Origin of the sequence: Actinotalea fermentans, from assembly GCF_007991475.1 — a bacterium.
In the GTDB taxonomy this organism is placed as follows: Bacteria; Actinomycetota; Actinomycetes; order Actinomycetales; family Cellulomonadaceae; genus Actinotalea; species Actinotalea fermentans.
Map to the genome: position 1 here is coordinate 16,471 of NZ_BJYK01000015.1, position 25,657 is coordinate 42,127.

Consider the following 25,657-nt stretch of genomic DNA (forward strand, 5'->3'; position numbering starts at 1 on the left):
CCGAACAAGCTGAACCGCGGCCTTCGCGTTCGGCGGCCCGGCCCTGCTGGTGCAGACCGTCGAGGGCCTGACGGGCATGCACATCGACCACTACGCGGAGATCGGCCTCGGTGGCGTCGCGCAGATCGTCGACGCGGTCGGCGGCGTCGAGCTGTGCATGGACCCGGCCGTGAACATGGTGACGTTCCCCGTCAACGACGCGGACTCGGGCATGGTCTGGGACGCGCCGGGCTGCCGCGTCGTGCCGGGCGTCGAGGCGCTCGCGTTCGCCCGCATGCGCAAGGCGGACCACGAGGGCGACATCGGGCGCGGCAAGCGGCAGCAGCAGCTCATCGCGTCGGTCGCCTCGACCGTCGCGGACCCGTCACTCCTGTGGCAGCCGACCCGCCAGGTGAGCCTCGTCCGCACGGGCCTGGGCGCCCTGACGGTCAGCGAGGGCACCGACATCGTGGACATGGGCCGGCTGGCCCTGGCGTTCCGGGACGCGACCGGCCCGGGTGGCATCCGCGGCACGCCGCCCATCGCGAGTCTCGACTACCGCCCGGGCGACATCGGGTCGACCGTGCTCCTCGACACGGCCACCGCGCCCGCGTTCTGGCAGCAGATCGTCGCCGGCACCCTGCCCCCGGGCCCGGTGGGCGGCATGCCGCAGGGCTGACGCCGCGCGCGTCAGCGAGGCCTCGAGCTGACGCCGCGCCCGGCCGTTCACGCGGACCTCGACGAGCCGGTGGATCGCGAGCGCCAGGACCAGCGCGAGCGCCACCGCGGCGAGGAGCGCCACCGGCGTCGGGACGTACGGGGACAGGTGCGCGATGACCCACCAGCCCCAGAACTGGTGCACGAGGTACAGGGGGTAGGTGATCGCCCCGAGTGTCGCCAGGTGCCGCCAGGACAGGCGCCGCACCGGCGTGAGCGCCACGAGGGCGACCGCCGCGACGCAGGCCACGAGCGCTCCGGCGAGCAGCCAGGTGACGGGCTCGAAGGCCGTCGCGGTCCGCAGCTCGTGCGCCTTGACGGGAAGGTTGGTCGCCACCGCCAGGACGGTGTTGACGCCGATCAGCGCCCACAACGGCCGGGTGTGCCCGTCCCGGTAGACGAGGAAGAGCAGCATCCCTGCCGCGAAGAAGGGGGCGTAGCGGCTGATGAGCAGCTCGGCGACGCCGTCCCAGCCGAGCCGCTCGACGACGACGGCCGCCACCGGCCAGAGGGCCGCGACGGCGACCACGCGGCGGCGCGTGATGCCCACGGCGGCGAAGACCGCCACGAGCAGGTAGAAGCGCAGCTCGGCGTAGAGCGTCCAGTAGACCCCGTCGACGTTGCGCACGCCGAGGGCCTCCTGCAGCAGCGTCGCGTTCACGGCGACCTCGCCGAGGGTGATGCGCTTGCCGGCCGGCCAGATCACGAGGAGCAGCACGCTGGTCGCCGCCAGCGCCGCCCAGTAGGCGGGGTAGAGGCGGGCCAGGCGGGACGCGACGATCTGCGGCACGCTGCGGCCCCACGCCGTCCAGAGGACGACGAACCCGCTGACGACGAAGAAGAGCTCGGGCGCGACCGAGAGGTACATCACGGCGGGCCCGACGGTCGGGAACCGGTCGCCCGGGTCCTCCCCCCACACCGTGCTCCACAGGGCGGTGTAGTGGTAGACGACGACGCCCAGGGCGGCGAGGAAGCGCACCCCGTCGACCGAGTGCAGCCGGCCGCCGGGGACGTCGTCGGCGGGGGCCCGGCGGGCCACGACCGGGCCGCGCGGTCCCGGTCGGGCGGAGGTGGTCGCGGGCGGTGCGGCGGCGGCCTCGACGGTCGTCGTTATCATTCCGTGACCTTAGGCAGGTCACGGGGAATCCGCCCGCCGAGCGGCCGGCGCGCGGCGGGAGCACCCGCTGCGCGCCGGCCGAGGGCTCAGGCGCTGAAGCCGGTGGTCTGCGTGCCGGCGACCTTGGCCTGCAGGCGCGCCCCCTTGGCGAGCGCCTGCTCGCGCAGCTCGCCCTGGAACGCGACGATCCGCTCGCGCATGGCGGCGGCGGCCTCGTCCGACCCGGCACCCAGGATGCGCGCCGCGAGCAGCCCGGCGTTGCGCGCCGCACCGACGCCGACCGTCGCCACCGGCACACCCGCCGGCATCTGCACGATCGACAGGAGCGAGTCGAGGCCGTCGAGGTTCGCGAGCGGGACCGGCACGCCGATCACCGGCAGCACGGTGACCGCCGCGAGCACGCCGGGCAGGTGCGCGGCGCCCCCCGCCCCGGCGATGATCACCCGCAGCCCGCGGTCAGCAGCCCCGCGGCCCCAGGCGATGACGTCGTCGGGCATCCGGTGGGCGGAGAGCACGGTCACCTCGTGCCCGATGCCGAACTCGGCCAGCGCCGTGGCCGCCGCCTCCATCACCGGCCAGTCCGAGTCGGACCCCATGATGATCCCGACCTGCGCCTGCTCGCCCATGCCGCTCCCCTCGTCCGGCGGCCGTACCGTCCCGACGGCCGTCCCGGGCGCATCATGCCTTGCCGCACGGCCCGTCGCAGCCCCGGTCCAGGACCTGCGACGGCCGGGCGTCGCGCGAGGCTGGTTAGGCTGGCCCCCATGCGGGAGCGGCTGGCCGAGCTCGTGCGGTTCGGCTTCGTGGGGGGCCTGGCATTCGTCGTCGACGCCGGGCTCTTCAACCTGCTGCGGTTCGGGCCCGGCGAGGTGCTCGGCCACAAGCCCCTGACCGCCAAGGTCGTCTCGGTCGCGGTCGCCACGGTCGTGGCCTGGCTGGGCAACCGGTACTGGACGTTCGCGGCCCGGCGCACCGAGAACCGCACCCGGGAGTTCGTCGCCTACGCCGTGGCCAACGTCATCGGCATGGCGATCGCGGTCGGCTGCCTCGCCGTCTCCCACTACGTGCTCGGCCTGACGTCCGCGCTCGCCGACAACATCGCCGCCAACGTGGTCGGGCTCGGCCTGGGCACGATCTTCCGCTACCTCGCGTACCGGTTCTTCGTCTTCACGGGCGGGCCCGCACCCCTGCCCGACGACGCCCCCGGCGACGGGGTCCGGCCGACCGAGCTCGCCCCCGCCTCAGCGCCATGCACGACGGCGGCGGCGCCTCCCCTGCGGTGAGACGAGCGACCCCCGCGGGAGCACGACGTCGGGGTCCAGCGCCTTCGGCACGCCGGCGAGGAAGACCGCGAACACGGGCGGCCGCCGCTGCGCGAGCTCGAGCCGGCCGCCGTCGGCCGCCACGAGGTCCCGGGCGAGCGACAGCCCGAGGCCGGTCCCCCCGCCCGCGCTGACCTCGCGCTCGAAGATGCGCGGGGCGACGTCGTCGGCGACGCCCTGGCCCTCGTCGGCCACCTCGATGACGACGGCGCCGCCCGGGCCGGACGGCCGCGAGCGCACCGTCGTCGTGCCGCCGCCGTGCTTGAGGGAGTTCTCGATGAGGGTCGCGAGCACCTGCGCGAGCGCACCGGGCGTCGCGAGGACGGCGACGCCGTCGGCGGGCTCGACGACGAGACGGCGGCCGGCGCGTGCGAACGTGGGCGCCCACTCCTCGCGTTGCTGGCCGAACACCGTCGCCAGGTGCACGGCCTCCGTCGTGCCGCCCTGCGCGCGCCGCGAGCGCGTGAGGAGGTCGTCGACCACGGTGACGAGGCGCTCGATCTGCTCGAGCGAGATGCGCGCCTCCTCGCGGACCTCGTCGCTGTCGGAGGCGGCGATGATCTCCTCGAGGCGCATCGAGAGCGCCGTCAGCGGCGTGCGGAGCTGGTGCGAGGCGTCCGAGGCGAACTGGCGCTCGGCGGCCAGCCGGCCCGCCAGGCGGTCGGCGCTGCGCACGAGCTCGGCCGCCACGAGGTCGATCTCCTCGACCCCCGACGGCTCGAGCCGCGGCCGCACCTGACCCGAGCCGAGCTGCTCGGCGCTGGCCGCGAGGTACACCAGCGGCGCCGCGAGCCGCCGCGCCTGCCACAGCGCCATCGCGATGCCGGCGCCGAAGGCGACGATGGCGGCCACCACGACCAGGGCGGCGATGCGCACCGTGCGCCAGACGACGTCCCAGTACGAGATCGACAGCACGACCACGGCCCCGGAGTCGGTCGGCGGGATCGACGTGTAGGCCTGCCCCTCCACCGGGTCGCCGCCCTGGATCCGGGTGCCGTCGGGGGCGACCACCGACGCGGACGCCGGGATGTCCCCGTTCCGGCCGTCCACGTACGGCTCGAGCATGTCCGCGGTGAGCTCACGGTCGGCGGCGATGCGCGCGTCGACCTGGCGGGCGAGCGCGGCGGCGTCGTCCTCGAGGTCGCGCAGCTCGGTGTCCCGGATGAGGCGCGCGCCGTAGAACGCCAGCGGGATGCCCAGGAGGACCACCGCGACCGTCACCGCCGCGATGGTCGCCTGCAGCACGCGGCGGCGCACGTCAGGTCCCGCGCGGGCTCAGCGGGGCCCGGACTCGAACCGGAAGCCCATGCCCCGGACCGTGGAGATGTAGCGCGGGTCGTTCGCGTCGTCGCCCAGCTTGCGGCGCAGCCACGACACGTGCATGTCGAGCGTCTTGGTCGACCCGGTCGGGTCGGAGTCCCAGACCTCGCGCATCAGCTGCTCGCGCGAGACCACCGACCCGGCGTCGCGCACGAGCACGCGCAGCAGCTCGAACTCCTTCGCCGTCAGGTGCAGCTCGCGGTCCGCCTGGAACGCCCGGTGCGCGGCGAGGTCCATGCGCACGTCCTTGGCCGTCAGCTCCTCGCCGTCGGCGCCGTCCCCCTGCGTCCGCCGCAGCAGGGCCCGCACCCGGGCGAGCAGCTCGGCGAGCCGGAAGGGCTTGGTGACGTAGTCGTCGGCACCCGCGTCGAGCCCGACGACGAGGTCCACCTCGTCGGCCCGCGCCGTGAGGACGAGCACCGGGGTGGTGAGGCCGCGCCCCCGCACCCACCTCGCCACGTCCAGGCCGTCCATGTCCGGCAGGCCCAGGTCGAGGATGAGCAGGTCCGCCGAGGGGACGTTGTCGATCGCTCCTTGACCGGTCCCTTGCACCAGGACGTCGTAGCCCTCGCGCCCGAGGGCCCGTGCCAAGGGTTCGGCAATGGCCGGGTCATCCTCGGCCAACAGGACGCGCGTCATGCGCACATGCTGCCACAGGGTCCCCACGCGGGTGCCGACGCGCGCTCGTCCCACGGTGGGACACCGGCGCGCCCCGCGTCGCCCCCAGGGGTGACGGCGGGCGGCCGCCGCACGCCTAGGCTTGCCGGGTGCGCTGGTGGGAACGGGTCGGGGCGTGGGACACCACCCACCGTCTCGCCGTCGACGCCACGGGCGCGTTCTTCATGGGCCTGTTCGCGGTCCCGATCGCCTCCGGTTTCTACGGGCGGTCCCCGGACTCGGGCCTGCAGCTGTGGTCGCTCGCGATGACCATCCCGCTCGCGTGGCGCCGGGTGCGGCCGACGGCGTCGGCCATCGCGGTGTTCGCCATCGCGCTCGCGCACCTGGCCGTGGGCATCCCGCTGATCCTCCCCGCCGACCTGTTCGTGCTCGTCGCGCTCTACTCGGTGACGGTGCACGGGCCCCAGTGGGCCTACCGGACGGCGGGCGCGAGCAGCGTGCTCGGCTCGCTCCTGTTCGCCGTCGTGCTGGGCTTCGACGACTTCGGGAGCATGGACTCGGCCTTCCTCGGCTTCGTCTCGCTGCTGCTGTGCGTGACGGTGTTCGCCGTCGCGCTCGTCCGCCGCTCCCGGCGGGTGACCATCGACGCGCTCGTGGACCGCGCGCAGCGGCTCGAGGTCGAGCGCGACCAGCAGGCCCAGATCGCCACAGCGGCCGAGCGAGCGCGGATCGCGCGCGAGATGCACGACATCGTCGCCCACTCCCTGTCGGTGATCATCGCCCAGGCCGACGGCGGCCGGTACGCCGCCGAGGCGGACCCCGCCGCCGCGACCCGCTCGCTCACGACGATCGCCGAGACCGGCCGCGCCGCCCTGGCGGACATGCGCCGCCTCCTCGGCGTCCTGCGGCCCGCGGCGGAGGTGAGCCCGGGCACGACGCGCCCCGGACCGGCGGGCGCACCCGGTGCGCGCCCGGAGGCACCGACCCCCGGACCCCGCCCCGGCGGGGAGCTCACGCCGCAGCCCGGCGCCGACGACGTCGCCACCCTGGTCGCGCAGGTGCGCGACAGCGGGGTGCGCGCGTCCCTCGTGCGGATGGGCACCCCGCGCACGCTGCCGCCGGGCACCGGCCTGAGCGTCTACCGGATCTGCCAGGAGTCCCTCACGAACGTGCTCAAGCACGCCGGGCCCTCGCCGTCGGTGACCGTCCTGCTGCAGTGGACGACGGCGTCCCTCGTGCTCGAGGTGTCCGACGACGGTCGCGGCGCGGCTGCCGGGACGGACGGGCACGGCCAGGGCCTCCTGGGCATGCGCGAGCGCGCCACCATGCTGGGCGGGACGCTGACCGCCGGCCCCAGGCCGGGGGGCGGGTTCCGCGTCCGCGCCGAGATCCCCATCCCGCCCGTGAGTCCCGCGGACGGCCGCACCGAGGAGTCGCAGTGACCGACGCCAGCCCCGCCGCCAGCCCCGCCGGTCCCGGCGGTCCCATCCGGGTCGCCCTCGTCGACGACCAGCAGCTGGTCCGCGCCGGCTTCCGGATGGTCATCGACTCCCAGCCGGACCTGGAGGTCGTCCTCGAGGCCGGCAACGGCCTCGAGGCGCTGCGCCGGCTCGCGGTGGTCGAGACGGACGTCGTCCTCATGGACGTGCGGATGCCGGAGCTGGACGGGCTGGCCGCGACGGCCCGCCTGACGTCGCCCGACGAGGCGCGCCCCGGACAGGTCCACCCGCCCAGGGTGATCGTCCTGACGACGTTCGACCTCGACGAGTACGTGCTGTCCGCGATCAAGGCCGGCGCGTCGGGCTTCCTGCTCAAGGACGCCCCGCCCGAGGAGATGCTGGCGGCCATCCGCACCGTGCACGCGGGCGAGGCGGTCATCGCGCCGTCCGCCACCCGGCGGCTGCTCGAACGGCTCGTCACGACCCTCCCGGACCTCCAGGAGCGCCCGGAGCACCCCGGGCTCGCCGAGCTCACCGACCGCGAGCGCGAGGTGCTCGTGCTGATGGCGCGGGGACGGTCGAACACGGAGATCGCGGCGGACCTGTTCGTCGCCGAGGCGACCGTGAAGACGCACGTGGGACGGGTGCTGGCCAAGCTCGGCGTGCGCGACCGCGTCCAGGCGGTCGTCGTGGCCTACGAGAGCGGGCTGGTGACGCCGGGCTCCTGACCCGGCCGTCCCCCCACGGTCCGCCGCGGGGTCCCACCACGGGATGACGGCGGCCCGGCGGATGCCATGCCGCGGCTCGACGCGTCGCCGCGGGGTGCCTCCGTAGCGTCATGGGCGAACCGACAAGGAGAAACCCGTGACCTTCACCGCTTCGCCCACGCCCTCGCCCCTGCCCGGCCCGACCGGTGCCCCGCGGCCCGCCGTCCACGCGCGCGGCCTGACCAAGGTGTACGGCTCCGGCGCGTCCGCCGTCGAGGCGCTCGTGGACGCCGACATCGACTTCGCCGCGGGTGAGTTCACCGCGATCATGGGGCCGTCCGGCTCGGGCAAGTCCACGCTCATGCACCTGCTGGCAGGCCTGGACAGCGCCACCCGCGGCCGCGCCCTCATCGGCGACGTCGACATCACCGGCCTGGACGACCGGTCCCTGACGCGGCTGCGCCGTGACCGGGTCGGCTTCGTGTTCCAGTCCTTCAACCTGCTCCCGATGTTCACGGCCGAGCAGAACATCGTGCTGCCGCTGGACCTGGCCGGGCGGGAGCTCGACCGCGACTGGTTCGACACCCTCGTGTCGACGCTGGCGCTCACGGACCGCCTCGACCACCGCCCGTCCGAGCTGTCCGGTGGCCAGCAGCAGCGCGTCGCCATCGCGCGCGCGCTCATCGCCAAGCCCGACGTCGTGTTCGCGGACGAGCCCACGGGCAACCTCGACTCGCGGTCCGGCGCCCAGGTGCTCAGCTTCCTGCGCCGGTCGGTGCGCGAGCTCGGCCGCACCGTGATCATGGTCACGCACGACCCGTCCGCCGCGGCGTACGCCGACCGCGTGGTCCTCATCGCCGACGGCCGGATCGCCGGGGAGATCACCGACCCGACGCCCGAGGCCGTCCTCGCCGGGCTCGACGCGCTGCGCTCGTTCGACGAGGTGGCCGTCCGATGATCCGGCTCGCCCTGGCGCAGATGCGCCGCAGCCTGCCGAGGCTCGTCTCGGCGGGCATCGCGATCCTCATCGGGACCGCGTTCGTGGCCGCCACCCTCGTGGCCGGCAACGTCATCACCCGCACGAGCTACGACGCGATCGCCGCATCGCTCGCCGACGCCGACCTCGTCGTCCTCGCGCAGCAGATCACGGCCGACGACGTCGACACGCTCCGGGCCGCCGACGGCGTCGCCGCCGCGGACGGCCAGCTCGAGCTGTGGACGGAGGTCCGGGCGGGCGGCGAGCGGGCCTACCCGCGGGCCACGGTCCGCGCGTCGGACCCCCGCCTGGAAGCGCAGGAGCTCACCGCCGGTGCGTTCCCGGCCGCCTCCGGTGAGGTCGCGCTGCCCGAGCCCCTCGCCGACCGCCTCGAGGTGGGCGTCGGCGACACGATCACCGTCGTCCGCGAGCTGTGGGACGAGGGCGGCGAGACGTCCACGGACGCCTCCGAGGTGGTGACCGTCGTCGGCCTGACCGACGACCCCTCCGGCGCCTTCGCGCAGTCGGAGGGCGCGGTCATCGCGGACGCCGAGGACGCCACCCGCTGGTACGCGCAGGACTACGGCGGCGCGGCGCCGAGCTACGAGACCGCCGTCGTGGCCCTGAGCGAGGGCGCGGACGTCGAGACCGTGCGGGCCGAGCTCGCACAGGCGCTGGCGCCGACCGTCCCCGACGCCAGGGTGCAGACCAAGCAGGAGCGGGCGGAGGACCTCACGGCCCAGGTCACGGGCGACTCGGACGCCCTGACGGGCATCGTGCTCGGCTTCGCCGCCGTCGCGCTCCTCGTCGCGGCCCTCGTCGTCGCGAACACCTTCCAGGTGCTGGTCGCCCAGCGCACGCGGATGCTCGCGCTCCTGCGCTGCGTCGGGGCCGAGAAGGGCCAGATCCGCCGGTCGGTGCTCGTGGAGGCGACGCTGCTCGGTCTCGTCTCGTCGGCCGGCGGGCTCGCCGCGGGCCTGCTGCTCGCGCAGGGGACGCTCGTCGTCCTCGGCAACGCGAACCCCGACGTCCCGCTGCCGGCGGCCGTCCCGGTGACGCCCGCCGTGGTCCTGGTGCCGCTCGTCGTCGGCACGCTCGTCACGCTCGTGGCGGCCCTCGCGCCCGCCCGGGCCGCGACCCGGGTCGCCCCGCTCGAGGCGCTGCGCCCCGCGGACCAGCCCGTGGGGCTGCGGCGGGCCGGTCGCACGCGCGCCGTCCTCTCCTCGCTGCTGGTCCTGGGCGGGGTCGGGCTGCTCGCGCTCGGCGTGGTCGTCTCCGGCACCGAGGGCGGCGTCATGGTCGGGCTGCCGATCGGCATCCTCGGCGGCACGCTCTCGTTCATCGGCGTCGTGGTGGGTGCGGTGCTGTGGATCCCGCGCGTCGTGAGCCTCGCGGGCGGCCTGCTCGCGTCCACCGGTCCGAGCGCCCGGCTCGCGGCGGCGAACACGCTGCGCAACCCGCGCCGCACGTCCGCGACGAGCGCCGCGCTGCTCATCGGCGTCACGCTCGTGGCGATGATGAGCACCGGCGCGGCGAGCGCCCGGGCGACGCTCGGCAACGAGCTGGCGTCCCAGTTCCCGGTCGACGTGCTGGTGGCCGACCCGGACATCAGCCCGGACGGGCCGGACGACGCCGAGGCGGACCTCACCCCCGCCCTGCTCGAGCGCCTCGCGGGCATCGACGGCGTCGCCGCCACCGGTGCCACCGTCACGGTCACCACCGCGTGGGCCGACGACGCAGGCGACCTCGGCTGGCTGGAGCTCCGCGCCCTGGCACCGGACGACGCGACGACGCTCCTGCGGGCGCCGGACCACGCGGCCGGCCTCGCGGACGACACGGTCGTGGTCGCCCGGGACGACGCCGAGCGGTCGGGCGTCGTGGACGGGGACACCCTGACGCTGACCGTCGACGGCGGGGAGCCGGTGCAGCGCACCGCCCACGTCACCGACTTCCCGACCGGCCTGGTCGTCACGCCGGCGACCCTGGCCGCGATGGGCGTCGACCTGCCGGCCAACGAGGCGTGGCTGCGCCTGGCCGACGACGCCGACGCGGTCGTGGCGATGGACGACATCCAGGAGCTGCTCTCCGAGGTCCCCGTCCAGGTGATGGGCGCGGCGCTGGAGCGGGTCGCGTTCGAGGGCATCGTCGACACGCTGCTCGCGGTCGTGCTGGGCCTCCTGGCGGCCGCGGTGGTGATCGCGCTCATCGGTGTGGCCAACACGCTGTCGCTGTCGGTGATCGAGCGGCGCCGCGAGTCCGCCACGCTGCGGGCCATCGGCCTGACGCGCGGGCAGCTGCGGGCCTCCCTGGCGTTCGAGGGGTCGCTCATCGCGGGCGTCGGCGCGGTCCTCGGCATCGTGCTCGGGCTGGCGTACGGCTGGACCGGGGCCATGACGGTGATGCGGGCGCTCGGCGCCGTGTCGCTCGAGGTGCCGTGGCGCGAGCTCGTCATCGCCCTCGTGGTCGCCGTCGTCGCGGGGCTGCTGGCGTCGGTCCTGCCGGCGCGCAGCGCGGCCCGCACCTCACCGGTGGAGGCGCTGGCGGTGGAGTGAGCGCCGCCGGCTCCGCGACCGCGCGGGGCACACGGGGTGTGGATGCGGAGGGCTCCACACCCGGGCCGGGTCGCCCCCGAGGGGCGGCCCGGCCCGCGGCATCCTCGGGCGTCGTGCGCTTCTCCCTGGGCTCGGTCGGCGACCTCGACGTGACGCCGGGGACCACCCTGGCCGAGTGCCGCGAGGCCGTCGACGCCCTGCTGGGCCCGTCCGCCGGGGCCGAGCTCACCGTCGCGGGCCGGCCGCTCGCGGCGGAGCAGGTCGCGGGCGTACCCCCGTGGGTGCCCGGCGCGCACGTCGAGGTCGGGCTCGCGCCGGCGGACGGTGCGGGCGACCCGTCGCACGTCGCCGCCGCCGCGTGGCACGTGGCGGTGGTGGCCGGCCCCGACGCCGGGGCGGTCGCCGCCCCCGGGCCGGACGGCCGCCTGGACGTCGGGCGCGGGCCGGGACCGGGCCCCGCCCGCCTGGCCCTGACGGATCCGGCGGTGTCGCGCGGGCACGCCGTCCTGGTCGGTCGGGGCCGCACGGTGGTCGTCCGCGACCGCGGCTCGGCGAACCGGACCTGGCGGCGGCGGCCGCCCCGCGGGCAGCCGCGGCGCGTGCGGCTGCCCTGGTCCGGGCGGTGGCGTCGCGTCCGCGGGCCCGCCCGGCTCCGGGCCGGCGACCGCCTGCGGCTCGGGGGCACCGAGCTCGAGCTGCGCCGCGACGTCGTGCCGGCGCAGGTCGTCGCCCCGGCGCCGGGACGCGGGCGTGCCGAGCGGGCCGGCCGGGGCGCGGACCGGCTCGGCGAGCCGGGCGGCCGCCCGGGCGGGGACCGACCCGCGGAGCCCGGGGCGGTCGCAGGCCGCGTCGCCGGGGCCCTCACGCCGGTGCTCCTCGCGGTGACCATGGCGGCCGTCACCGGCAGCCCGGTCTTCCTGCTGATGGCGGCGACGGCACCGCTGACGATGGCCGCGCCCGCCGTCTGCGCGCGGCTCGCGCGGCACCGGCGCGGGCGGCCGGCCGTCGGGCTGGGTCCCGACCCCGCGGCGCTGACCGTGCTGCTCGCCGGGGCCGGGACGCGCCCGGAGACCGGCCCGCCGCCCTGGTGGTCGCTCGCGCGCGAGGGGCTCGTCGTGCGCGGCAGCGAGGCGGCCGTGGCCGCCGCCGGACGCGCGCTCGTCGGCGGAGCCGTCGTCGACCCGTCGACCGGCCTGACGGTGCTCCACGACGCCCGCCGCACCGCCGAGTGGCGGTGGGCGAGGTGGCTCGCGCCGCGGCTGGGCGGCGGCGCACGGGCGCGCGTGGCCGCGGCCGGGCACGCGGCGTTCGACGGCGTCGGCGACCGGCACCTGGTGGTCGCCGACGGCACGGGCCCCTGGCGCACCGACCTCGACCGGTGGTGGTGGGCCGCGGCGTCGGGCGGCCGCGAGGGCGACCGGGCGGCGCTCGTGCTGGTCCGGGGCGACGAACCGGCCCCGGCCTGGTGCCGCTGGCTGCTCACGGTGACGGGCGACGGCGTCGCGCAGCTCACCGGGCCGGGCCTGACGACGCGGCTCGCCGCGCCCGTCGCCTCGGCGGCGTGGGCCGAGGCGCACGCCCGACGCCTCGCCGCTCGCGACGCGCTCGCCGCACGGGCATGCCCGGAACCCGCGGCCGCGTGGCCCCCCGGCCGGGCGGCGGACCCCGGAGCCGAGCTGCCCCTGCGGGTCGGACCCGGCGCCGTCGGCCTGCCGGGCGACGCCGACGAGGTCTGCGTGGCGTGGGGTGGCCCCGGAGCGGGCGGGCGCGCCCTGACCGGGCTGCGGGTGCCGATCGGGATGGCGGCGGGGCCCCGTGGCCCCGCACCTGCCTGGCTGGACCTCCTGACGGACGGTCCGCACGCGCTCGTCGCGGGGACGACGGGATCGGGCAAGTCCGAGCTGCTCCAGGCGCTCGTCCTGGGGCTCGCCCTGCGCCATCCGCCGACCGAGCTGGGGCTCGTGCTGCTGGACTTCAAGGGCGGGGCCGGCCTTCGCGCGTGCGCAGACCTGCCGCACGTCGTCGGACGGGTGAGCGACCTGGACCCGGAGCAGGCCGTCCGCGCTCTCGAGGCGCTCGCGGCCGAGCTGCGACGCCGCGAGCGCCTCCTGGCTGCCGCCGGGGTCTCGGACCTGGAGACCCTGCGCGGGGCAGCGGGACACCGGGCGCCGCCGCGCCTGCTCGTGGTCGTGGACGAGTTCCGGGCGCTCGCGGAGGACCTGCCGGACTTCGTGCCCGGGCTGGTCCGGCTGGCCGCGCAGGGGCGCTCGCTGGGGATGCACCTCGTCCTGGCCACCCAGCGCCCGGCCGGCGCGGTCACGGCCCAGATGCGTGCGAACCTCGCCCTGCGCATCTGCCTGCGGGTGACCGAGCCGGCCGACTCGCACGACGTCGTGGACGTGCCCGACGCCGCCGCCCTGCCCGCGCGGGCACCCGGCCGTGCGGTGGTGCGCCGCGCCGACGGCCGGGTGGAGGTGGTCCAGACCGTCTGGACGGCCCTGCCCTCACACCACGAACATCCCGTCCGCCCGGCCCGGCCCTGGGAGGCGTTCGGTCGTCCCTGGCCCCCGACGGCGCCGTCGGTCGCCCACGACGGCACCGCGGCGCTCGCGGCGCTGGCCACGACGGCGGCGGACCGGTTGCCCGTCCGCGCCCACGAGCCGCTGTGGTCGCCACCGCTGCCGGCCGTGGTCGACGCGCGGGAGCTCGAGGCCGCCGCCGACGCCGCCGACCTGGTGCTCGGCCTGACGGACCCCCCGGGGGCCGGGCCGCGCGGCCTGCTCACGTGGGACGGCCGCGGGCTGCTGCTGGTGGCCGGAGGCCCCGGGTCCGGGCGGACGACGGCCGCCGCCCGGGCCGGCGCCGTCGCGCTCGCCGCCGGCCGCCACGTGCACGCCGTCGGCCCGGTGGCGCGGCTGCTGCCCGCGGACCACCCGGCGCTCGGTACCGGCGTGGACGGCGGCGACCCCCGACGCCTGACGCGCCTGCTCACCCTGCTCGCGACGACCGGCACCGGGCCCGACACCGGGTCCGGGGCCGGCCCGGCGGCGCCGCGGGACGCGGGCCCCGGACCTCTCCTGCTGATCGACGACGTCGCGTCCGCGGTGGCCGCACTCGACCGGATGCCGCGCGGGGCCGGGGCGGACCTGCTCGAGCGTCTCGCCCGCGACGCGCGGCGGCACGGCCTGGGCGTGCTGGTCACCGGTCATCCGCGCGACCTGATGCGCCTCGCTCCCCTCGCCGCGGCACGGCTCGTGCTCCCCGTGGCGGACGCCGGCGACGACGCCGGCCTGGGGGTGCCACGCGACCTGGCGGCCCGCACGCTCCCCGGCCGCGGGGTCCTGGTGGCCGGGGGTGCACCCGTGCGCTGCCACGTCGCGCTCCCCTCGACCGCCCCGCCGCGCGTCGACGGCCGGACCGGGCGGCCGCTGCGGCTGCGGCCGATCCCCGAGCAGGTCGCGCGCGCGACGACCGGCACGCGCTGGTCGGTCGCCGTCGGGGCCGGCGGGGACGAGGCCGGCCGCGTGACGGTGGACGTGCGCCGCGGCGTCCTCGTCGTGGGGCCGCCCGGGTCCGGCCGGACGACCGCGCTGACCACGCTCGTGCTCGGCCTGGCGGGCGCGGGGCTGCGGGTGGGCGTCGTCGCGCGCGAGGGGCCGCTCGCGAACGCCGCCCGGGGTGCCGCGCTGCCGTCCGCCGGGTCGCCGGCCGGAGCGCTCGCCCTGGTCGAGCGGTCGGGACCCGGCGCGCTCGACGTGCTCGCCGTGGACGACCTGGACGCGCTGGCCCGGGCCGCCCCCGACCTCGACGACCGGCTGGCGTCCTGGGTGCAGGCCGTCGAGCGCGGCGAGGCGGCGCCGGTGGTCCTGGCCACGTGCCGGACCGACCGCGCGGCGTCGGCCTACCGCGGCACGGTGGCGGCGCTGCGCGGCGCGTCACCGGTGCTCGTGCTGAGCCCGCTGGAGGCCGGCTCGGCGGAGGTGGCCGGGACCGACCTGGCGTCCGTGTGCGACCCCGCGCTCCCCCGCCACCCCGGCCGTGGCGCCCTCGTCGTCCACGGGCGGGCCACGCCCGTGCAGGTCGCGCAGCGGTGACCGCCGCTCAGCGTGCTGGGCGTCGTGCGGACCGTCGGCTCACCGACGGTCGGCTCACTGGCCGTCGGCGCCCTCGTCGCGCTCGTCGCGCTCGGCGGTGAAGCGGACCGAGGCCGGGCTCAGCGCCGCGGCGACCACGACGACGGCCAGGCCGATGGCGCCCGCCGCCGCCCAGGGCAGCGCGGCCGGCGCGTCCTGCACGCCGAGCAGCGTGAGTCCGGTCGCCGCCTGCAGGAGCTGCCAGGTCACGACGAGCCCTCGCGCGCGCCTCGCGCCGCGACGCAGCGCACGCGCGGCCGCCACGAGTGCCGCGGCGACCCCGGCGAGGAACACCGCGAGCACGATGCTCGCGCCGGGCGCCTCGGACCGCCCCCGGACGAGGTCGAGCGCGGCCCAGACGACGCCCGCTCCGAGCACGGCGGCCTCCACGACGGCACCCGCGAGGACGACGTCGAGGGCGCGCGGCGGCTGCATGCCGGGCGAATCGGGACCAGCAGGACGCGAGGGGGTGGCGGGGCTCACGCGACGTGAGCCTAGGCCGTTGGTCACGGGTCGAACCGATGTGATCAAGACCTCACCCCGTTGCGGGCGAAACACAGCCGACACCTCTTGTGCACCCGGAAGAAAGCGTGTGACCCTTGTGTTCAGTCATAGGACGTTCGCCCTTGATCCCCTCACCGAAGAGCACGCCACAGGTGTGCCCTCAGGTGTGTCTGGAGGAGTAGACCTGATGGACTGGCGCCACCGCGCTGCCTGCCTCGACGAGGACCCCGAGCTTTTCTTCCCGATCGGGAACACCGGTCCCGCGCTGCAGCAGATCGAGGACGCGAAGGCCGTGTGCCGCCGCTGCCCGGTCATCGACACGTGCCTCAAGTGGGCGCTCGACACCGGCCAGGACGCCGGTGTGTGGGGCGGCCTCTCCGAGGACGAGCGCCGCGCGCTCAAGCGTCGTACCGCCCGCGCCCGCCGCGCCGGCTGACGACCCCCGAACCCGTCGGCCCCGGGACCCTCCGCCCCCTGCGGTCCCGGGGCCGACGTCTGTCCGGCGCCGCCTCCCTCAACTGGAGCACGGTGGCGCCACGTCGCTCCAGTTGACCCAAGTGGCCGCCACGTTGCTCCAGTTGACGGGGGTCAGCTCTCGCGACGGCGCTCGCGCAGCTCGACCTCGAGCACGACCTGCGTGCCGCCACCGGGCCGCGGAAGCCACTCGATGGTCCCCCGGAGCTCGTTGCGCACGAGCGTCTCGACGATCTGCGTGCCGAGCCCGCTCATCGGGCCGTGCGCAGGGTCCACGCCCACGCCGTCGTCCGCCACCACCGTGCGCAGATGGGCACCGGCACGCTCGGCGATGACCTCGACGGTCCCCCCGCCGCTGCCCGCCAGCCCGTGCTCGACGGCGTTCGTCACCAGCTCGGTCAGCACGAGCGCGAGCGCCGTGGCGCCCTCCGCGGGCACCATCCCGAACGTGCCCTCCCGCACGGTGCGCACCGGCACCGTGCCGCCGGAGGCGACGTCGGCCGCGAGCCGCAGGCTGCGGTCGACCAGGTCGTCGAAGTCGACGGCCTCGTCGAGCGCCTGGGAGAGCGTGTCGTGCACGAGCGCGATCGTCGAGACCCGCCGCATCGCCTCCTCCAGCGCGGCCTTCGCCTCGGGTGAGTGCATGCGCCGCGCCTGAAGCCGCAGCAGCGCGGCGACGGTCTGGAGGTTGTTCTTCACCCGGTGGTGGATCTCCCGGATGGTCGCCTCCTTGGTGAGCAGCTCCCGCTCGCGGCGGCGCAGCTCGGAGACGTCCCGGCACAGCAGGACGGCGCCGGTGCGCTGGCCCCGCTCGGTCAGCGGCACGGCGCGCAGCGAGATGCAGACGCCGCGGGCCTCGACGTCGGTGCGCCACGGGGCCCGGCCCATCACCACGAGCGGCAGCGACTCGTCGACCGTGGAGTGGTCCTCGAGCAGGCCCGTGGTCACCTCGGCCAGCGACTCCCCGACGAGCGAGCCGAGCACGCCGAGCCGGTGGAAGCAGCTCAGGGCGTTGGGGCTCGCGTAGAGCACCTCGCCCTCGGAGTTCAGGCGGATGAGGCCGTCGCCGACGCGCGGGGCGCCGCGCCGGGGCCCGGTCGCCGAGTCGGGCGACGGGAACTCCCCGCGCGCGAGCATCCCGACCAGGTCGTCGGCGGCCTCGACGTAGTTGAGCTCGAGGCGGCTCGGCGTGCGCACACCGCCCAGGTTGGTCTGGCGCGCGACGACGGCGAGCGGCCGGCCGTCGTGGAGGACGGGCACCGCCTCCTCGCGCACCGCGTACGTGCCGAACCAGCGCGGCTCGCGCGAGCGCTGGATAGCCACGTCCGCCATCGCGCGCTCGAGCTGCGGCCGCAGCCCCTCGGGGGCGGTGGACCCGACGACGTCGTCGTAGTGCACCGTGGCGCCCGTCGACGGGCGGGCCTGGGCGACGGCGACGAAGTTGCCGGCCGGCGTCGGGAGCCACAGGACGAGGTCCGCGAAGGCGAGGTCGGAGATCAGCTGCCAGTCCCCCACCAGCAGGTGCAGCCACTCGACGTCGCGCGGGGGCAGCTGGCCGTGGCGGGCGATCAGGTCGCTGAGGGTGGACACGCCGAACAGCCTAGGTCGTGGGGCACCTGCACTTGTTAGCCTCGTCCCACCGCCCCGAGGGAGGGACCGTGCACCTGCACGCCACGCTGCACTACGACGCCGGCGTCGCCCGCGTGGGCCGGATGCTGGCGGACACCGGGTTCGTCGAGGAGAAGCTGCTCGCGTCGGGGGCCCTCTCGCACCACGCGAACGTCGTCGGGGACCCGGACCGCGGCTTCACCGTGACCACGCGCCGCGAGATGCCGACCGACTCGATCCCGCCGCAGTTCCGCACCTTCGTCGGGTCGACGCTCGAGGTGCGGCACGTCGAGGCCTGGGAGCCCCTGGTCGACGGCGAGCGGAAGGGCTCGGTGGTCCTGGAGATCGTGGGCGCACCCGTGCGCTTCACGGGTCGCCTGCAGCTCGCCCCCGACGGCGAGGGCACGGTCGTCGAGGTGGACGGCGAGCTCAAGGCCACGCTCCCGCTCTTCGCGTCCGCCCTCGAGGAGGCGGCGTCGGGCGCGGTGCGCGGCGCGCTCGACGCGGAGCAGGGCGCCGGGGCAGCCTGGCTCGCCCGGCATCCGGACTGAGCCGACGTCGTCGTCGACCGGATGATGTTGACACCCGGCAGCGGCGGCGGCCACTATGGCAGCACCTGGTGGGATCGCTCTCACCCGGTGTCCGGGCCCCCTCCTCGGCCCGGTCGGCACACCCGCCGCGGACGGCGGCGGCGGCGAGGCGGGACGGTTCGATGACGAGAGCGGCGTCCGTGCTCCCGCCCGGTTTCGTCTGGGGCGCCTCGACCGCCGCCTACCAGGTGGAGGGTGCCGCCCACCTCGAGGGGCGCCGGGACTCCATCTGGGACGTGTTCTGCCGCGTCCCGGGCGCGGTGGTCGACGAGCACGACGGCGAGGTCGCCACCGACAGCTACTTCCGGTACGCCGAGGACGTCGCCGCGGCGCGCGCGCTGAACCTGGGCGCCTACCGCTTCTCGGCCTCGTGGGCCCGGGTCCGTCCGGACGGCGGCCCGGTCAACCGCGCGGGCGTCGACTACTACTCGCGCCTGGTCGACGCGCTCCTGGAGGCCGGCATCGCGCCGTGGCTGACCCTGTACCACTGGGACCTGCCCCAGGCGATCGAGGAGCAGGGCGGCTGGGCCGAGCGTTCCACGGCCTACCGCTTCGTCGACTACGCGGCCACGCTGCACGACGCGCTCGGGGACCGGGTCCGGGTGTGGACCACGCTCAACGAGCCGTGGTGCTCGGCGTTCCTCGGCTACGGGAACGGCCAGCACGCGCCGGGCCGCCGCGACGCCCGTGCGGCCATGGCCGCCGTGCACCACCTGCTCCTCGCGCACGGCCTGGCGACCACCGAGCTGCGCCGGCAGGACGCGACCGCGACGCTCGCGATCAGCCTCAACCTCGACGTCGCGGACCCGGCGGACCCGGCCGACCCGGGTGACGTCGACGCGGCCCGCCGCATCGACGGCCAGTGGAACCGCCTGTTCCTGGACCCGCTCTTCCGCGGCGAGTACCCGGCGGACGTGCTGGCGCAGACGGCGCACCTCGGGCTGACGGACCACGTGCGCGACGGCGACCTGGCGGCCATCGCGGCGCCCTTCGACGTGCTCGGCGTGAACTACTACCACGGCCAGGCCGTGAGCCACCGGCCGCCCCCGACGCCGCTGCACGGGCTGCCGTCGCTGGCGCGGCCCGTCACCAGCCCGCTCCCGGCGCCCGAGGGGATCCACCGCGTGCCCCGCGGCCTCCCGCAGACCGCGATGGGCTGGGAGGTGCAGCCGGAGGGCCTGACCCGGTTGCTCCTGCGCCTGCAGGAGGAGTACACGGGCCCCGCAGGCGTCGCGATGGCGGTGACGGAGACCGGAGCCGCCTACGATGACGTCGTCGGCCCGGACGGTCGGGTCGACGACCCCGAGCGGCGCGCATTCCTCGCCGCCCACGTCGGCGCCGTCCAGGACGCCGTCGCGAGCGGCGCGGACGTGCGCGGGTTCTTCGTCTGGTCGCTGCTGGACAACTTCGAGTGGGCGTGGGGGTACTCCCGCCGGTTCGGGCTGGTCCACGTGGACTACGCCACGCAGCAACGCACGCTGAAGACGTCGGGCGAGTGGTTTGCGCAGGTGGCGGCCCAGGGAGGGCTGCCGTGGGAGGAGAGGTCCTGATGACGGACGACGCCCGTTCGGCCGCACCGGCCGTGGGTCGGTCAGGGCTCACGATGCCGCACGCCCCGACGCTCGAGGAGGTCGCCCGGCGCGCCGGCGTCTCGCGCTCGACGGCGTCGCGTGCGATCAACGGCGGCCTCAAGGTCAGCCCCGCAGCGCAGGCCGCGGTGGACGCCGCCATCGCCGAGCTCAACTACACGCCGAACCGCGCCGCGCGCAGCCTCGTGACGCGCCGCACCGACTCGGTCGCGCTGGTCGTGCCCGAGCCTGACGAGCGCGTCCTCACCGACCCGTACTTCGCGGGCACCCTCCAGGGCATCACCGCCGCCCTGGACCCCACCGACATCCAGCTGGTCCTGCTCATCGCCCGCCGCGGCGAGGAGGCCAAGCGGACCACCCGCTACCTGCTCAACCGCCACGTCGACGGCGCCGTCGTCGTCTCCCACCACCGCGACGACGCCCTCGACCAGGTGCTGCACGACTCGCGGCTGCCCACCGTCTTCGTCGGCCGGCCCTGGGCCGCCGCGGGCGACGTCGCCTTCGTCGACGTCGACAACGAGCACGGCGGTCGCATCGCCACCGAGCACCTCATCAAGGCCGGCTGCACGCGGATCGCGACGATCGCCGGCCCGTTGGACATGGCCGCCGGCCTGGACCGGCTCGCGGGCTGGCGCTCCGCGCTGCACGAGGCCGGCCTGTCCGACGAGGCGATGGCGCGCGGCGACTTCACGTCGGCCGGCGGCGCCGCGGCGACCGAGCGCCTGCTCGCGGCCTACCCGGACATCGACGGCATCTTCGCGGCGTCGGACCTCATGGCGGCGGGCGCACTGAGCGTCCTGGCGCGGCACGGCCGTTCCGTCCCGGGCGACATCAAGGTGGTCGGCTACGACGACCTCGGCGTCGCCACGTCGACCGCTCCCCCGCTCACGACGCTGCGCAACCCCGTGGTGGAGATGAGCCGCGCCGCGGGCGAGCTGCTGCTGGCGAAGATCACCGGGGGGGACCAGGAGGTCGTGCCGCGGATCTTCCACGCCGAGCTCGTCGTCCGCGAGTCGGCCTGAGGATCGCACTGGTCCCGCCGCGCTGGGCCCAGCCGTGGGCCTGCCGGTGGGCCCACGCCCGCGCCCGGCTCCGACGGGTCGGCCCGTGACCGCCCGGCTGGCCCGGCGCCTCGGCCTGCGCGATGCCGTGGCCGTCGGTCTGGGCGCGATGCTCGGCGCGGGCGTCTTCGTGGCGTTCGGCCCGGCCGCCGACGCCGCACGCGGCGCGCTCCCGATCGCGCTCGCCCTGGCGGCAGTCATCGCCTGGGCGAACGCCGACTCCAGCGCGCGCCTCGCCGCGCGGCTGCCCACGTCGGGAGGCGCCTACGCCTACGGGCGGGCGCGGTTGTCGCCGGCGGCCGGCACCCTGGCCGGCGCGGCCTTCCTCGTCGGCAAGACGGCCAGCGTGGGGGCCGTCGCCCTGACCGCGGGCTCCTACCTGTGGCCGGACCGGGCCCGGGTCGTGGCGATCGGCGCCGTCGTGATCCTGACGGCCCTGGCCGCGACCGGCGTCCAGCGCTCTGCCCGGGTGACGACGGTCGTCGTGGTCGCCGTGCTCGCGGTCCTGGCGACGGTCGCCGTCCTGGCCGCGGTCCTCGGGCGGGACGCGGGCGCGACGGGGCTGGCGGGGCTCGGGTCCGGGGACGGCGACGTGGGCCCGGTCGGCGTCCTCCAGGGCGCCGGCCTGCTGTTCTTCGCGTTCGCCGGGTACGCGCGCATCGCGACCCTCGGCGAGGAGGTGCGGGACCCCGAGCGGACGCTCCCGCGCGCGATCGCCGTCGCCCTGGCCACCGTGCTCGTGACGTACGCGGTCGTGGGCACGGTGCTCGTCGGCGTGCTCGGCGTGCCGCGGCTGGCGGCCAGCCGTCGCCCGGTGGCGGACGCCGTGGCGGCGCTCGGCGTCGACGCCCTCGTGCCCGTCGTGGTCGCGGCGGCGGTCGTCGCGGCCCTCGCCTCCGGGCTCGGCGTCCTGCTGGGCCTGTCCCGGACCGCGTTCGCGATGGCGCGCGACGGCGTGCTGCCGCGCGGGCTGGCCCGCCTCGACGGTCCCGCCGACGACGCGCGGCCCGTCCGGGCGCAGCTCGTCGTCGGTGCCGCGGCCTGCGTGGTGGCCGCGTTCGTCCCGGTGGGCGCCGCGATCGCCGCGTCGTCGACCGCGGTGCTCGTCTACTACGCCGTCGCGCACGCGGCGGCGCTGACCCTGCCCGGGACGGCCCGGCGGGCCGTGCCCGTCCTGGGGCTCCTGGGCTGCCTCGCGGTGGCCGTGGCCCTGGTGCTCTAGCCGCGCTTCAGCTCAGTGCACGCGGCTGGGTGCACGCAGTTCAGTGCACGCGGCTCAGTGCACGACCTTCAGGCCCCGGATCTCCTGGGTGTGCAGCTCGCTGACGATGCCGGACGCCCAGTCGGTGACGTCGGCCCACACCCGGAAGTCGCCGGGCTCCGCCTGCAGCAGCGCGACCGCGGCGCGCTCGGCGAGCCCGAGCGCCCCGGTGTCGAGCCGCCCGGGGAACGTGCGGTGCCCACGGGCGTGCAGCCGCGCCACGATGCCGGGCACCTCGTCGGCGATCGCCTCGGGCGCCAGCGGGTAGCCGACCGGCCCCGAGGAGAACATCCACACCGGTCGCGACACGAGGCAGCAGGCGCACCTGTCGACCATCGCGCGGGCGGACGCCGACCAGCGGCCGACGTAGACGGACGAGCCGAGCACCACCGCGCCGTACGGCTCCACGGTGTCGACGTCGTCAGGATCGGCCACGGTGACGTCGAAACCGCCGTCCCGCAGGACCTCCCCCACGGCGTCGCCGATCTCCCGCGTCGACCCGTGGCGCGAGGCCACCGCTACCAGGACCTTCATCGCGACAGCCTCCCCTCTCGATGTCTGGCGTCGACCTCTAGCCTCACCCGCCGCTCGCCTGGTCGCCTGGGCCGCAGGTCCTGCCGGGGCGCCGGGAGTCGACACACGAGCGAGGCGATGGTCAGACTGGGCCGCGTGAGGCTGCGACTGCCCCTGCGGCGGCCGCTGCCCTGGCGGGCACGTGGGCTGACCGCCATGGCCGCGGCGGCCGCCGTCGCGCTGCTCGCGGGCATGCTCACCGGGCTGCAGATCCGCGCCGCGCAGGCGCAGGAGCGGCGGGACGAGATCGCGGCCGAGGAGGCCGCCGAGGCGGCACGGATCGCCGACGAGCGCGCCCAGACCGCGCGCTCCCTCGCCCGGGACCGCCTGGAGACGCTCGAGCGCGGCGAGCGGCTGGCCGCGTGGGCCGTGGCGTCCGGCAAGGCCCAGGCGGCCCTGACGGCCGCCGAGGGGGTCCTCGCCGGCTCCGAGGGCGCGGTGCCCGACGACGCGGTCCGGTCCGCGCTGGCGGCCGCGCTCGACGCGCTGCGCGCCCTCCTCGACGCGGCGCCCGACGACCCGAGCGCCCAGGACGCGACCGCCCTGGCCGAGGCCACGACCGCCGTCGTCGACGCCTCCGCGGCCGTGACGGCCGCCCAGGCCGCCTGGCAGGCCGAGCAGGACGCCGCTGCGGCCGCGGCCGCCGCCGCAGCGGCCCGCGCGCGGGAGAGTCGCTCGGGCGCCGGCGCGGACTGCGGCGGGTCGGGCATCAGCGAGCCGTCCACGGGCGGGGCCGCGCTGCACACGTCCGTGCCGGCCGAGGACGGCGACGGCAGCAACGGTCGCATGCCGCGGTCGGCCATGACGGCGCTCGGCTGGTGCACCGACTCGCTCGGCAACCAGCAGTGGCTACGGACCGACGCCGCGCAGGCGATGGTCCGCCTCAACGACGCCTTCCGGGCGCAGTTCGGCGAGAACATCGCCATCGACCTGTCGTACCGCTCCTACGAGGACCAGGTCCGGGCGCGCGAGCTGTACGGCGGTCTCGCGGCCCGTCCCGGGACGTCCAACCACGGCCTGGGCACCGCCGTCGACACGTGGGAGTGGGCCGCGTACGACTTCGGTTCCGAGCGCTACGCGTGGCTCGTCGCGAACGGGCCGGCCTACGGCTGGCACAACCCGGCCGCGAGCGAGCCCGGCAACCCCGAGTACTGGCACTTCGAGTACCGGGGCTGAGCCGATCAGCGGCTGGCGGCCCGCCGGTACTGCGCGTTCGCGAGCGGGACGAAGATCAGCAGGATCACGCCCGCCCAGATGAACGTGTACAGCGCCGGGTTCTGCAGCGCCCAGCTCGTCGGCTCGGGCGTGCCCGGCGGCACGTTGCCGAACAGCTCGCGCGCGGCCTGCGTGACCGAGGACACGGGGTTCCAGTCGGCGAACGTCTGCAGGGGGCCCGGCAGCGTCTCCAGGGGCACGAACGTGTTGGCGATGAACGTCAGCGGGAAGATGATGATGAACGCCGCGTTGTTGACCACCTCGGGGCTCGGCACGAGCATCCCGACCCACGCCATGATCCACGAGATCGCGTAGGCGAAGATCAGCAGCACCAGGTAGCCGAGGACGGCCTCCCCGATCGAGCTCCGGATGCGCCACCCGACGAGCAGGCCGGTCAGCGACATGACGATCAGGACGAGCACGTTGTTCATGACGTCGCTGAAGGTGCGCCCGGTCAGGACGGCGGACGGCGCCATCGGCAGCGAGCGGAAGCGGTCGATGATGCCCTTGCGGACGTCCTCGGCGAGCGCGTAGCCGGTGATCGTGGCGCCGAAGACGACCGTCTGGGCGAAGATCCCGGCCATGAGGAACTCGCGGTAGGCCAGGGAGTTCTGCCCGGCCAGCGACCCGCCGATGGCGCCGCCGAACACGTACGCGAAGAGCAGCACGAACATGATGGGCTGCAGCGTGGTGAAGACCAGCAGGTCCGGGACCCGCTTGATCTTGATGAGGTTGCGTCGCGCGACGACGTCCGCGTCGGCGATGACCGTGGGGACCCTCATCGGACCGTCTCCTTCTGGGGCGTGCGGGCGGCGGGACCGGACGCGGCGCCGTCGTCGGACGCGTCCTCGTGCTCCTCGGCGGGCCGCCCGGTCAGGGCGAGGAAGACGTCGTCGAGGGTGGGCCGGCGCAGGCCGACGTCGTCGATCACCACGCCCGCGGCGTCGAGGCGACGCAGGGCGTCGGTCAGGACCGCCGAGCCGCCGCTGACGGGCAGCAGGACCGCGCGTCGGTGCTCGTCGACCGTGGGCTCGCCCACCCCGATCGGGGCGAGGAGCGACGCGGCCTCGCCCACGCGGGCGGCGTCGCGCACCGTGACCTCGAGGCGGTCGCCGCCCACCTGGGCCTTGAGCTCGTCCGCCGTGCCCTGCGCGATCACGCGGCCGTGGTCGATGACGACGATCGTGTTCGCGAGCCGGTCGGCCTCCTCCAGGTACTGGGTGGTGAGCAGCAGCGTCGTCCCGCCCGCGACCAGGCCCTGGATGACCTCCCACATCTCGGTGCGCCCGCGCGGGTCGAGGCCCGTCGTCGGCTCGTCGAGGAAGAGCACCGGCGGGTCGGCGACCAGCGCGCCCGCGAGGTCCAGGCGCCGCCGCATGCCGCCGGAGTAGGTGCGGCTGGGCCGGTCCGCGGCGTCCTCCAGCCGGAACTGCGCGAGCAGCTCGCGGGCCCGGGCCTTCGCCCGCGCGCGGCCCAGGTGATACAGCCGCCCGATCATCACGAGGTTCTCGTACCCTGTGAGGTACTCGTCGACGGCCGCGTACTGGCCGGACAGACCGATCCGGCGCCGCACCTCGCGCGGGTGCCGCGCGACGTCCACGCCCGCGACGGACGCGGTCCCCTCGTCGGGCTTGAGCAGCGTGCTGAGGATGCGGACGGTCGTCGTCTTGCCCGCCCCGTTGGGCCCCAGGAGCCCGAGCACGGTGCCCTTGGGGACATCGAGGTCCACCCCGGCGAGCGCCGTGACCTTCCCGTACCGCTTCACCAGCCCCCGCGCGACGACGGCGGGCCCCTTCGCTGCGTTCGTCTCCACGTCGGCGACTGTAGGACCGAGGTCCCACACGACGTCATGCCTTTTCGCCCAACGCGGACACGGCCCGCTGGGCCGGCCGGGCGATGCGA

Annotated in this window: 21 protein-coding genes and 1 pseudogene; 13 read left to right on the forward strand and 9 right to left on the reverse strand. The window is 76.2% G+C overall.

Annotation, left to right across the window (positions count from 1 at the left end):
* Positions 1-76 precede the first annotated feature (76 nt).
* A pseudogene (locus AFE02nite_RS17890) lies at positions 77-298 on the forward strand (LCP family protein); the annotation flags it as partial.
* A gap of 66 nt (positions 299-364) precedes the next feature.
* On the opposite strand, the gene AFE02nite_RS17895 reads toward AFE02nite_RS17890, so the two are convergent.
* Both AFE02nite_RS17895 and purE read right to left on the reverse strand, forming a co-directional pair.
* Positions 365-1,813, reverse strand: coding sequence for an acyltransferase family protein (locus AFE02nite_RS17895; protein WP_052113956.1), 1,449 nt, complete (start codon positions 1,811-1,813; stop codon positions 365-367).
* A gap of 86 nt (positions 1,814-1,899) precedes the next feature.
* Positions 1,900-2,439: a 5-(carboxyamino)imidazole ribonucleotide mutase gene (gene purE, locus AFE02nite_RS16960; RefSeq protein ID WP_034248090.1), complete on the reverse strand. Its 540-nt coding sequence runs from the start codon at positions 2,437-2,439 to the stop codon at positions 1,900-1,902.
* A 138-nt stretch (positions 2,440-2,577) separates the two neighbouring features.
* Here purE and AFE02nite_RS16965 point away from each other — a divergent pair, with 138 nt between their 5' ends.
* A complete protein-coding gene (locus AFE02nite_RS16965; RefSeq protein WP_146820098.1) occupies positions 2,578-3,096 on the forward strand; it encodes a GtrA family protein in 519 nt (172 codons plus the stop codon).
* Here AFE02nite_RS16965 and AFE02nite_RS16970 read toward each other — a convergent pair.
* Complete coding sequence (locus AFE02nite_RS16970) at positions 3,055-4,392, reverse strand: ATP-binding protein (protein ID WP_034248088.1); 1,338 nt, start codon at positions 4,390-4,392, stop codon at positions 3,055-3,057. The genes AFE02nite_RS16965 and AFE02nite_RS16970 overlap by 42 nt on opposite strands.
* An 18-nt stretch (positions 4,393-4,410) precedes the next feature.
* Positions 4,411-5,094, reverse strand: coding sequence for a response regulator transcription factor (locus AFE02nite_RS16975; protein WP_034248093.1), 684 nt, complete (start codon positions 5,092-5,094; stop codon positions 4,411-4,413).
* Between the two features lie 128 nt (positions 5,095-5,222).
* On the opposite strand from AFE02nite_RS16975, the gene AFE02nite_RS16980 reads away from it, so the two are divergent.
* The 5 genes from AFE02nite_RS16980 (at position 5,223) to AFE02nite_RS17000 (ending at position 14,841) form a co-directional block, all read left to right on the forward strand.
* Positions 5,223-6,515 (forward strand): sensor histidine kinase, encoded by a 1,293-nt coding sequence (locus AFE02nite_RS16980; protein WP_146820099.1) that lies wholly within the window; start codon positions 5,223-5,225, stop codon positions 6,513-6,515.
* On the forward strand, positions 6,512-7,240 hold the full coding sequence (locus AFE02nite_RS16985; protein WP_052114008.1) for a response regulator: 729 nt from the start codon (positions 6,512-6,514) through the stop codon (positions 7,238-7,240). Before AFE02nite_RS16980 ends, AFE02nite_RS16985 begins: the two co-directional genes overlap by 4 nt.
* A 136-nt stretch (positions 7,241-7,376) precedes the next feature.
* Entirely contained in the window at positions 7,377-8,177 is an 801-nt protein-coding gene (locus AFE02nite_RS16990; RefSeq protein ID WP_146820100.1) for an ABC transporter ATP-binding protein, read from the forward strand.
* Entirely contained in the window at positions 8,174-10,747 is a 2,574-nt protein-coding gene (locus tag AFE02nite_RS16995; protein WP_034248589.1) for an ABC transporter permease, read from the forward strand. Before AFE02nite_RS16990 ends, AFE02nite_RS16995 begins: the two co-directional genes overlap by 4 nt.
* 113 nt (positions 10,748-10,860) lie before the next feature.
* On the forward strand, positions 10,861-14,841 hold the full coding sequence (locus tag AFE02nite_RS17000) for an FtsK/SpoIIIE domain-containing protein (protein WP_146820101.1): 3,981 nt from the start codon (positions 10,861-10,863) through the stop codon (positions 14,839-14,841).
* Between the two features lie 54 nt (positions 14,842-14,895).
* On the opposite strand, the gene AFE02nite_RS17005 is transcribed toward AFE02nite_RS17000, so the two are convergent.
* Positions 14,896-15,315 carry a hypothetical protein gene (locus tag AFE02nite_RS17005; protein WP_186814598.1) on the reverse strand — a complete coding sequence of 140 codons (420 nt, stop codon included), beginning with the start codon at positions 15,313-15,315 and terminating at the stop codon, positions 14,896-14,898.
* 256 nt (positions 15,316-15,571) lie between these two features.
* Between AFE02nite_RS17005 and AFE02nite_RS17010 the strand changes: the two genes are divergently transcribed.
* Positions 15,572-15,820 (forward strand): WhiB family transcriptional regulator, encoded by a 249-nt coding sequence (locus AFE02nite_RS17010; RefSeq protein ID WP_034248438.1) that lies wholly within the window; start codon positions 15,572-15,574, stop codon positions 15,818-15,820.
* Positions 15,821-15,972: 152 nt separating this feature from the next.
* On the opposite strand, the gene AFE02nite_RS17015 is transcribed toward AFE02nite_RS17010, so the two are convergent.
* A complete protein-coding gene (locus AFE02nite_RS17015; RefSeq protein WP_034248441.1) occupies positions 15,973-17,448 on the reverse strand; it encodes a sensor histidine kinase in 1,476 nt (491 codons plus the stop codon).
* Between the two features lie 68 nt (positions 17,449-17,516).
* Between AFE02nite_RS17015 and AFE02nite_RS17020 the strand changes: the two genes are divergently transcribed.
* The 4 genes from AFE02nite_RS17020 to AFE02nite_RS17035 all read left to right on the forward strand — a co-directional run bounded on the left by AFE02nite_RS17020 (position 17,517) and on the right by AFE02nite_RS17035 (position 21,928).
* The gene (locus AFE02nite_RS17020; protein ID WP_261765691.1) at positions 17,517-18,017 is read left to right on the forward strand and encodes a DUF2505 domain-containing protein; all 501 of its coding nucleotides are present in this window, start codon (positions 17,517-17,519) and stop codon (positions 18,015-18,017) included.
* Positions 18,018-18,178: 161 nt separating this feature from the next.
* Complete coding sequence (locus AFE02nite_RS17025) at positions 18,179-19,606, forward strand: GH1 family beta-glucosidase (RefSeq protein ID WP_034248442.1); 1,428 nt, start codon at positions 18,179-18,181, stop codon at positions 19,604-19,606.
* Positions 19,606-20,667: a LacI family DNA-binding transcriptional regulator gene (locus tag AFE02nite_RS17030; protein ID WP_407643109.1), complete on the forward strand. Its 1,062-nt coding sequence runs from the start codon at positions 19,606-19,608 to the stop codon at positions 20,665-20,667. Before AFE02nite_RS17025 ends, AFE02nite_RS17030 begins: the two co-directional genes overlap by 1 nt.
* Before the next feature lie 85 nt (positions 20,668-20,752).
* The gene (locus AFE02nite_RS17035) at positions 20,753-21,928 is read left to right on the forward strand and encodes an APC family permease (protein WP_222594433.1); all 1,176 of its coding nucleotides are present in this window, start codon (positions 20,753-20,755) and stop codon (positions 21,926-21,928) included.
* A 54-nt stretch (positions 21,929-21,982) separates the two neighbouring features.
* Here AFE02nite_RS17035 and AFE02nite_RS17040 read toward each other — a convergent pair whose 3' ends face one another.
* Positions 21,983-22,501: a flavodoxin domain-containing protein gene (locus AFE02nite_RS17040; RefSeq protein WP_146820103.1), complete on the reverse strand. Its 519-nt coding sequence runs from the start codon at positions 22,499-22,501 to the stop codon at positions 21,983-21,985.
* 135 nt (positions 22,502-22,636) lie between these two features.
* Between AFE02nite_RS17040 and AFE02nite_RS17045 the strand changes: the two genes are divergently transcribed.
* A complete protein-coding gene (locus AFE02nite_RS17045) occupies positions 22,637-23,716 on the forward strand; it encodes a M15 family metallopeptidase (RefSeq protein ID WP_146820104.1) in 1,080 nt (359 codons plus the stop codon).
* A 5-nt stretch (positions 23,717-23,721) separates the two neighbouring features.
* Here AFE02nite_RS17045 and AFE02nite_RS17050 read toward each other — a convergent pair whose 3' ends face one another.
* Together AFE02nite_RS17050 and AFE02nite_RS17055 are read right to left on the reverse strand one after the other, a co-directional pair.
* Positions 23,722-24,537 (reverse strand): ABC transporter permease, encoded by an 816-nt coding sequence (locus AFE02nite_RS17050; protein ID WP_034247152.1) that lies wholly within the window; start codon positions 24,535-24,537, stop codon positions 23,722-23,724.
* Positions 24,534-25,568, reverse strand: a complete 1,035-nt coding sequence (locus AFE02nite_RS17055) for an ATP-binding cassette domain-containing protein (RefSeq protein ID WP_052113782.1) — start codon at positions 25,566-25,568, stop codon at positions 24,534-24,536. The genes AFE02nite_RS17050 and AFE02nite_RS17055 overlap by 4 nt, the downstream gene beginning before the upstream one ends.
* Positions 25,569-25,657 lie beyond the last annotated feature (89 nt).